At 40.0% G+C, this 8,207-nt stretch carries 7 protein-coding genes; 3 read left to right on the forward strand and 4 right to left on the reverse strand.

The genetic code is table 11. The features are described from left to right. On the reverse strand, positions 1–3,296 hold a 3,296-nt coding region (locus G1O98_RS34975; protein WP_163938439.1), incomplete at its 3' end, for a RecQ family ATP-dependent DNA helicase. A 345-nt stretch (positions 3,297–3,641) separates the two neighbouring features. On the opposite strand from G1O98_RS34975, the gene G1O98_RS34980 reads away from it, so the two are divergent. From G1O98_RS34980 to G1O98_RS34990, 3 genes are all read left to right on the forward strand, one after another. Further along, entirely contained in the window at positions 3,642–3,896 is a 255-nt protein-coding gene (locus G1O98_RS34980; protein ID WP_163938443.1) for a hypothetical protein, read from the forward strand. 294 nt (positions 3,897–4,190) lie between these two features. Next, the gene (locus G1O98_RS34985) at positions 4,191–5,531 is read left to right on the forward strand and encodes a cytochrome P450 (protein WP_163938446.1); all 1,341 of its coding nucleotides are present in this window, start codon (positions 4,191–4,193) and stop codon (positions 5,529–5,531) included. A 122-nt stretch (positions 5,532–5,653) separates the two neighbouring features. Continuing rightward, a complete protein-coding gene (locus G1O98_RS34990; RefSeq protein ID WP_163938449.1) occupies positions 5,654–6,001 on the forward strand; it encodes a hypothetical protein in 348 nt (115 codons plus the stop codon). A 62-nt stretch (positions 6,002–6,063) separates the two neighbouring features. Here the strand turns inward: G1O98_RS34990 and G1O98_RS34995 are convergent, their stop codons facing one another. The 3 genes from G1O98_RS34995 to G1O98_RS35005 all read right to left on the reverse strand — a co-directional run bounded on the left by G1O98_RS34995 (position 6,064) and on the right by G1O98_RS35005 (position 8,111). Further along, positions 6,064–6,996, reverse strand: a complete 933-nt coding sequence (locus G1O98_RS34995; protein WP_163938453.1) for a GIY-YIG nuclease family protein — start codon at positions 6,994–6,996, stop codon at positions 6,064–6,066. 304 nt (positions 6,997–7,300) lie between these two features. Then, a complete protein-coding gene (locus tag G1O98_RS40430) occupies positions 7,301–7,450 on the reverse strand; it encodes a hypothetical protein (protein ID WP_243458631.1) in 150 nt (49 codons plus the stop codon). 385 nt (positions 7,451–7,835) lie between these two features. Continuing rightward, positions 7,836–8,111, reverse strand: coding sequence for an HU family DNA-binding protein (locus G1O98_RS35005; protein ID WP_163938458.1), 276 nt, complete (start codon positions 8,109–8,111; stop codon positions 7,836–7,838). Between the last annotated feature and the right edge of the window lie 96 nt (positions 8,112–8,207).

Raw genomic sequence — 8,207 nt, forward strand, 5'->3', positions numbered from 1 at the left:
AAAATACGCTTCGGCTCAACTCGCTTAACCTTTACAAGATAAGCAATTCGGTGAACAATAGTTCTTGTTTTACCAGAGCCAGGGCCTGCTATCACTGCTATCGCTGGGTCTGAAGCTAGAACAATTTCTTTTTGAGCAGGGTTAAGCGGTTCTATAATACGGCTGTAATCTTCTGGAAGAATCGGTCTGGTAATCTCTTGTGCCAAAAATTGGTACTTTGAAATGAATTCTTCTTTATTTGTGCCAAAGTAATCATTAACGAATTGCTGACGTTGTTCTGCTGACTTTAGTTTTCCATATTGCACCATGTAATGAGTGCGACGAGTTTGTTCATCATAATGAGCTTCAACTTCAGAGTAACGGCGTTTTACTGTAGAAATACTTGCATTTTTTATAACACGGACTTTCAGCGACTGTTGAAAGAGATTCAGCCCATCACTTAACCGAATAACTTTTCTCTGGTGCAGCCACAAAAGAATAACTTCTAACTTTTCATTATTCCAGTCAAGTTGAATTTTTTGGGTAACTTCTTTAGCAAGTTTACCTAATTCGTACTTCAGAGGTAATCTCGCTCCTGTTGTATCTCCCAATGCTTGATACAAAACTTCCAAGACTGTAGTTGTGAGAATCTTGTGCCCAGGTAAATGCTCTGCAACTTCCATTTCTCCTAAGCGAACCACATCACTAGAAATTCTACTTAACTTTAGCCATTTTTGAGCAACCCAACCTTCCAAAATATCTATGATGTTGGATGCTCTGATTTTTTTACTATTGTCTGGGTCAAGTCGAGAAGCAAGTCCACGCAGATTTATTTGTATTTCATTTTCATTACCAAACAACTCATTAAGCACTTGGAGTAATTGGTCTTCTAACTGGCGAATGCGTTCATGATTCTTACGGGCATCTCCTTTTACAGCCTTGGTAATCACAAGTGTAATTGGTATTTCAAAAGAACAGACTTCAGCTTTTTGCAGTTCACGGATTCTGGCAGTCAGGTCATGTAAGCTAATTCCAGCTTCATCACTGAGACGGTCGAGGGGAAACGGTTGATCGTTGCTATTACAATAAGCTTTCGCAATGTGCATTGCTTGAATCAGCCGTTCAAAGTTGTCTGCTTCAAACTGGGATAAATCCTTCATCCGCCTGTATTCCTCAAACTGCTCTACAGACTCAGCAAAGGTATTATGCCTTAGTTCAAATTCGATAAAGCTTGAAAAGTTCTCGGCTCGTTCTAATAAACCAAATTTTTCTAAGTAGTGCAACCCTGCTTTAATCTTAGTATTTTGCTGCTCTGATTCTTCTCCAAACTCTTCATCAAAGTCGCCCAATTGAAAGATTTCATTGGTTGTCACCCAAAACCAATCATCTCTAGCACTGCCAAAAGTGAGATCGCGAATATGTCTGGTCGAGATCAAGACATTTTTTAAATCTTGTTCGCTCAGTTGGTTCAAACTTTGCAAACGAAAAACTGTATCAGCATCTTTTGGATCAAAGAGTAAAGTACAAACTGCTGGCTCTCTATCACGTCCTGCCCGTCCAGCCTCTTGGATGTAACCTTCTAAATTGGCGCTCATGCAATGGTGAATGACAGAGCGTACATCTTTACGGTTTATGCCCATGCCAAAAGCACAAGTTGCAGTAACTACATTTAATTTACCTGATTTGAACTCTTGCAAAACTTGTTGTTTTTGTTCTTTTGCAAGTTTCCCATGATAATATTTAGCTTCAATGTGACTTTGTTTAAGAGTTTCTGCTAGCTTTTGGGCATTTTTACGTGTAGTAGTGTAAATCAGTGTACTACCACCTAGTTTGAGAGCTTCTTTGACTTGATTCAACAAAACTTGCTCTTTATTCCCTGCTACTGGAATCACATTAAAAGTTAGATTATCTCTTGTTGTTGCCCCATTAATTGTACGATTAATATTTAGTTCGTGTTGGGCAAATAGCTCTTTAATATCTTCAATAACAGCAACTGTTGCTGTTGCTGTCATCAAAGCTAACAAAGGAATTGCAAGCTGCCGCTCTTGATATAATTCCCGAATAAATTTCGGGATGTAACGATAATCTGGTCGAAAATCGTGACCCCATTGGCTAACACAGTGAGCTTCATCAATCACCCACAGAACCGGAGGGCGTTGTTCTAGCAATGCCCGAATACTCATTGACCGCAATTGCTCAGGGCTAATGTACAGCAAACCTTTGGAACCAGAACGCAGTTCTGATAATCGCTGACGACGTTCTGCTGCTGAGAGATTACCATTAATGAAGGTGGCGAAGAAAAACCCAGCTTGTTCTAAATCTGCTACCTGATCTGCCATTAATGCTTGGAGCGGCGAAATCACGACAGTCAGCGCTTTGTGCCTTTCGTGGAACATGAAAGCTGGTAATTGATAGCACAAAGACTTTCCACCACCAGTAGGCATCAAAACAAGCGGACGCTCATTATTAATAATTGCTTGAACAGCTTCTTCTTGTAAAGAGCGAAAGCTAGGGATACCGAAATACTCTAAATAGGAGTTAACTGCAAATTCATCTGTATTTAAAGGGCGTAAATCCTCAAGTACTGTTTGAAATGTATTTAAATGCTTCAGCCAGTTGGAAAAAGACTGCTTCGATTCATTGGCATTGCATTCATAGTTCCAAGCTAGTAATCCTGCCACACATAATCTCGTTTCAAAATCATGAGTTTGCGGATTAGACCAGATTTGCTGTAAATAGGATTTATTCATCCCTTTTAGCATTGTCTCTGGCAGTATTTCTATTCCAGGTTGTCCAATTTTCCAGTTAAGAATCTGACTGAAGAGTTGTTGATATGCACAATCTGCATCTTCGCTACCACAAGTAAGTAGCCAAGTATATATCTGTTGTACTTCATCAGGCTTTTTAGCTATTGCCTCTAATTGTTGACGGAGCAATAATCGAGTCGCCTGGGCATCTTCTACAGGATTATTACTTGAGTACTCACTTTGTTTATAGTCTTTATTTAGTTTGTGTGACTCCTGTAAAGGGAAAGCCAGTATTGACAGTTCTAAAGTATCTATTATGTACCAAGAAGATAGTTCCGGCTCTTGCTCAATCAAATAAGGGTAATCAAATCGCCGAAAGTTGTGACCGCATACTGCTAAATTACTATTTTTTAGCTTTCTAATTTCTTCATAAGCTTGGTTTAGATTCTCTGGATAAAAATCTTTTGTTAAATTCAGAGATACCAATCCTATGCGGTATAAATTCTTGTCACTATTAATTTCTAAGTCTAAATAAGCATAAAATAAGTCAATATCTAATAAATCTTGCATGAGAATCCCTGATTAGATTGCCTTTTCGCAATTTCATTTCTAAAAAATTACTAACTCAACTTACCCTGACTTTGTTCAAAGATTTTAGCAACAAGTATTTATTTGTCAATAAATAGTACTAAAATACTATTGATTTAACTCATGTATGCGTTGCCACTTCTGTTGTGTAATTTGTAGCGTTCGGTTGATGAATTACAATCAAAGTCTTCAAAACAGGGTCTTGTTTTCAGTTTTCCCTCAGCAGTAGCTTTTCTAACACAAAAACTTCCAAACCGAATCTTCACGCCAGATTTCCTAGCAACGCCCCACATCAGCAAAACTTTCGGCAGTAAGAGAGAAAATCGATTGGCTACGCTTTGCTTTAAGAGCGATGACTACGACGAGCTGTCCGGTGTCGCTACTTTCTCCATCCCCAGATTTCCTTACTCAACACACCATCACCAGCAACCACGTTCTGTGGGCGACCAAGGAAAAAGCTCAAAGGTCAAAACATTGCTGGGGCAAACTTTAGTTATGCAGATATCTGAGGGACGAATTTTACTAGGGCTAATGACAGTCCGCTTGACGGCGAAGACCAAAAGCAACGACAGCAACGACTAGTGTGTTTTGTAAAGCGTTGCGATCGCCAATACTACAGCAATTTGCGAGACAGTACAATCAAAGAGCAGATTTGAGAGCATTCCTTTCTCAAAGGCATTGGACTTATCATCTCAAAAGTTTTCTTCTTCCCTCTTTCTCGTTGACTGTATTGGTGAAATCTTTGTAGGGTGGTAGTTTCATCATTAGATAATTCTTGTACTCAGACTTTTGTCGGTCAACCAGAGCTTTGCAGACTACTATAGTCAAAACCCAATAATTATTTACAGGTTTCAATTTAGAAATCAACAACAGCTTATGAATCTACCTGATAGTCCCAAAACTCCCCATTGGTTGCAGAAGATTCAGTATATTATCGATCCCCTCGGTTATATGGATAATGCTTACCAACACTATGGTGACATTTTTAACGCGCCGATCATTGGGAATTATCAACGGCTATTGTTAGTCAGTAACCCAGAGGGGTTGCAACAACTGTTTACCAGGGATAGTAAAGAGTTTTATACCCCCAGCAATGGACTTTTACAACTGGTAGTCGGAGAGAATTCCATATTTTGCCTAGAAAGCGATCGCCACAAACGGGAACGGAAGTTGTTAATGCCTCCCTTTCACGGTGATAGAATGCGTGCTTATGGACAAACTATTTGTCACCTGACAGAGGGGATATTTAGCCAATTAACCCCTGGGACAACTTTCTTTGCACGTAATGTTGTCCAGAATATCTCTATAGAAGTCATCTTAAAGGTTGTCTTTGCTATCCATGAGGGAGAACGTTTCCAAAAACTCAAACAACTGATGACTGAGTTGATGGATTCCTTTGCGTCTCCCTTAGTCTCTAGCTTGCTTTTTTTTCCGTTCTTAAGAAAAGATTTAGGTGCAAGGAGTCCTTGGGGATATTTTCATCGCTTGCAGCAACAAATTGACCAATTACTCTATGCTGAAATTAGAGAGCGGCGTTCACAATACGATCCTTCCGCTAAAGATATCTTTACCTTGTTGATATCAGCGCGTGACGAAAATGGGGAGGAAATGAGCGATCAAGAATTACATGATGAGTTAATCACCCTACTGGTTGCTGGACATGAAACCACTGCAACGGCGATATCTTGGGCTTTATACTGGGTTCATAAACAGCCAGAAATTCTGGAGAAATTGCTGAGTGAGTTGGATAGCCTTGGTGATTCTCCAGAACCAATGAGCATTTTTAAACTACCCTACCTTACTGCTGTTGCCAATGAAACTTTGCGGATTTATCCGGTTGCACTGTTAACTGTTCCACGCGAGGTAAAAGAATCCGTGGAATTAATGGGTTATCAATTAGAACCAGGTACTAGGGTGTATGGTTGTATTTATCTAACCCACCAGCGTGAAGATTTATACCCAAACCCCAAGGAGTTTAAACCAGAAAGATTTTTAGAGAGACAATATACACCTTATGAGTTTTTCCCCTTTGGTGGTGGAGCAAGGCGTTGTATTGGCGAGGCTTTGGCAATGTTTGAGATGAAGTTGGTATTAGCAACTATTCTAGCAAATTATCAGATGGAGTTAGTTGATAATCGAGACGTGAAACCACAGAGACGGGGTGTTACCGTTGCTCCTGGAGGCGGGGTGAACATGGTGTTGAAGGGAAGGCGCTAAAATGGCGTAAGCGCGATGCTCCCGGCGGGTATGACATCCCACGAGTTGTACCCTAATATAGATGCGCTAGCGCTTTATGAAGAGTAACAAGCAAGGTAATATCAGTTATTGCAAACATTACTATGACTAATTCTCAACCTCCACTACCACAACCTCAACTAGAGCCTGTGGGTATTACCTTTGACCAGTATGAAGAATTTACTCCAGAAAAGTTGGAACTCTGGGACGGATACCTGGGCTATGGTGGGCAAAATCAACTTGGGTTTCATTTGGCTGTTTTGAGAAATATGGGGCTACTGACAGCACTTCGTCACACAGAATTGTCACTGTGGATAGAAGCCCTAGACCGTCATCTAAAAGAAAAACTAGAAAGCGTCAGCGCTCAACCTGAAGTAGCCCAAGCTTTGCTTAATCGCCTAAATCGAGCAATGTCAGATTTGGCAGCAGTGGCAGAGTATTTGGAGGGATAGCAATACAAAAGATATTTTGGCTTACTAGGCAGTAAGTATTTTGCACTGATGTGATATAAACGTTACACAGCAACTTGAATTAAGCTAGTATTCTCCTCAAGAATATTTATTTCATCAAGAGATAGTATTTTTTGTTGCATTTGTTGCAGGTCACTCAGCACGATTTTGGCATCCTCAGTATTAAACTTATAATACTCAGTTAAACTACCGATGGGATAATTAAAGCCTTGATAGCGGTGTTTAAAATACAGTTCAACATTACCTCTATGCTCCCAAGTTCCTAATACTTTAATAGCAGCACTCGAACAATAAGCAAGTAAATCAATTTTCACCTCTGCCACTCGCTTGATAACGGGTCTAGTAGTTACTCCTATTTTGTAGATAATTCCAATATTAGTTTCAATCTCTAAAAAATACAGTCTAGAAGATAGAATACGTTGAAGTTGAGCGCGATACAGCTTCAAATCAGTAAGTCGGTATCCTAAATCTGGAGCGTTTTTGTATTCGGCGTGTTTAAAAGCTAGCTCCAGTTTCAGCAGTTTTTTAAGTAATAGTGGCTCTTGCACATCGTTGAATTGCCTGAACTCTAGCACCCCGACAGGAATTTTACCCAAATCACTAAATTCATATTCTCTTGGGGTTATGTATAGGTTTTTTCTCAACATTCCTCCTTTTATCAACCCTGGAGTAACTAAGTAGGAACTGATAGGATAATTTTTGACTCCGTACTCCTTCCAGAGGAGTTTTAACTGTGCTAAATCCTTGCCGGATAACTGAACATTAAAATTATCATACAGTGGTAGAGTTGGAAATTCTCGGTTAGCTATAGGGCGACAAGTTTGGTCATTATGAGCAAAATGATGCTCTTTTACCTTGCCTTTTTTAGCCGTTAGACCACCATCACAGTAAGGACACTTAAGTAAAGTCTTTCCCCTGTTGATATCTTCAATACATATCAAGATACCTTCTTCATTTACACCAAATTTTAGCCACATCGTCAGATCATTATTGAATAGTTAAACTTGCTCTTACAAGTGTGCTTCAACTTTTCAAAAATGTATCTATCTTCTGGGCTAGGTAATGTTGATTTGAAGATTGTAAGTGCGATGGAATCAAGCGGGCATTGAGCCGAGATATGTGTTTTTTACTGCGAGATGACCTCAAAAGGCATAATTTCTCGCTACCAAACACGAATTTTTTGTTCCTACTGTATCAAATTATCAAGACTATACAGGGCAAGGCTTTTTCGACCTGGAATGCAGGTTTTTGGATGATTCAATTTAGAGCGTTCGCTCTTTCTTACTTCCTTACGCTTAATGCTTGTTGACTCAGTTGCATCACAATATTTTGGGGTAATGGGTCTATGACAGCATCAGTAGGGAGTGATTGGATAAAAGCTGTTACCTCTTCCCCAGTTTTATATTTCCCTTCACTCCAAGCCGAAGCCATCTGTTTCGCTACCCGGTCAGCATGATCAGGGTTCGCATGGGCGGTAATACATTGAATATCATTACCTGTAAATGATATCCATGTCTGCCAAAGTCCAGTAACTGGATGCTGAACAATCCCTGTGGTCAGTTCATTGTCTCAAGTACCGATTTTTTCTGACGGCGACCAAATCCTTTAAACATGATTTTCTTCAGTAAACGCTATCTTTTCAGAATGCCCAAAATAAATGCAGCGATCGCAAGAAGGCGGGCGGTTACGCCATCCCGCTTGTGTAACATCTGCAATTCAACACTCACGTTCCCTTTAACGTTGCCCCACGCTGTCTTGAGAAAAGCGAGAGTTACAGCTTTACAGTGATTGGATAGCTAGTGGCAAAGCAATTCATCTATGGCGCTACTTTTTCTCTAAACTGTTTCCCAGCAGAGAATGCAGGCACTTTGGTCGCTGGAATTGTCATTGGCTCATTGGTTTTGGGATTACGCCCTTCGCGTTCTGAGCGATCGCGTCGCTCAAATGAGCCAAACCCTACCAGCGTTATCTTCTCTCCATTCGCTACAGCTTCTATAACAACTGACAAAAAAGCACTGATAATTTCATCAGCTTGCTTTTTTGTGATGTTGGTCTTTGCTGCTACAACATCCACTAATTCGCTTTTATTCATAAATTACCCTGAAGTATTGCAAATATTGGAAATCTAGCATTACTAGCTTTTATTAGCAAAGGGGGGAAAGGAGTAAAAATCAAGCAACACACGAAA

Source organism: Nostoc sp. UIC 10630 (assembly GCF_010747425.1).
GTDB lineage: Bacteria > Cyanobacteriota > Cyanobacteriia > Cyanobacteriales > Nostocaceae > Nostoc.

Coding starts and splice junctions, on each gene's coding strand:
- G1O98_RS34985 (WP_163938446.1), top strand. CDS start 4,191: ATGAATCTACCTGATAGTCCCAAAACTCCCCATTGGTTGCAGAAGATT.
- G1O98_RS34990 (WP_163938449.1), top strand. CDS start 5,654: ATGACTAATTCTCAACCTCCACTACCACAACCTCAACTAGAGCCTGTG.
- G1O98_RS34995 (WP_163938453.1), bottom strand. CDS start 6,996: ATGTGGCTAAAATTTGGTGTAAATGAAGAAGGTATCTTGATATGTATT.
- G1O98_RS40430 (WP_243458631.1), bottom strand. CDS start 7,450: ATGGCTTCGGCTTGGAGTGAAGGGAAATATAAAACTGGGGAAGAGGTA.
- G1O98_RS35005 (WP_163938458.1), bottom strand. CDS start 8,111: ATGAATAAAAGCGAATTAGTGGATGTTGTAGCAGCAAAGACCAACATC.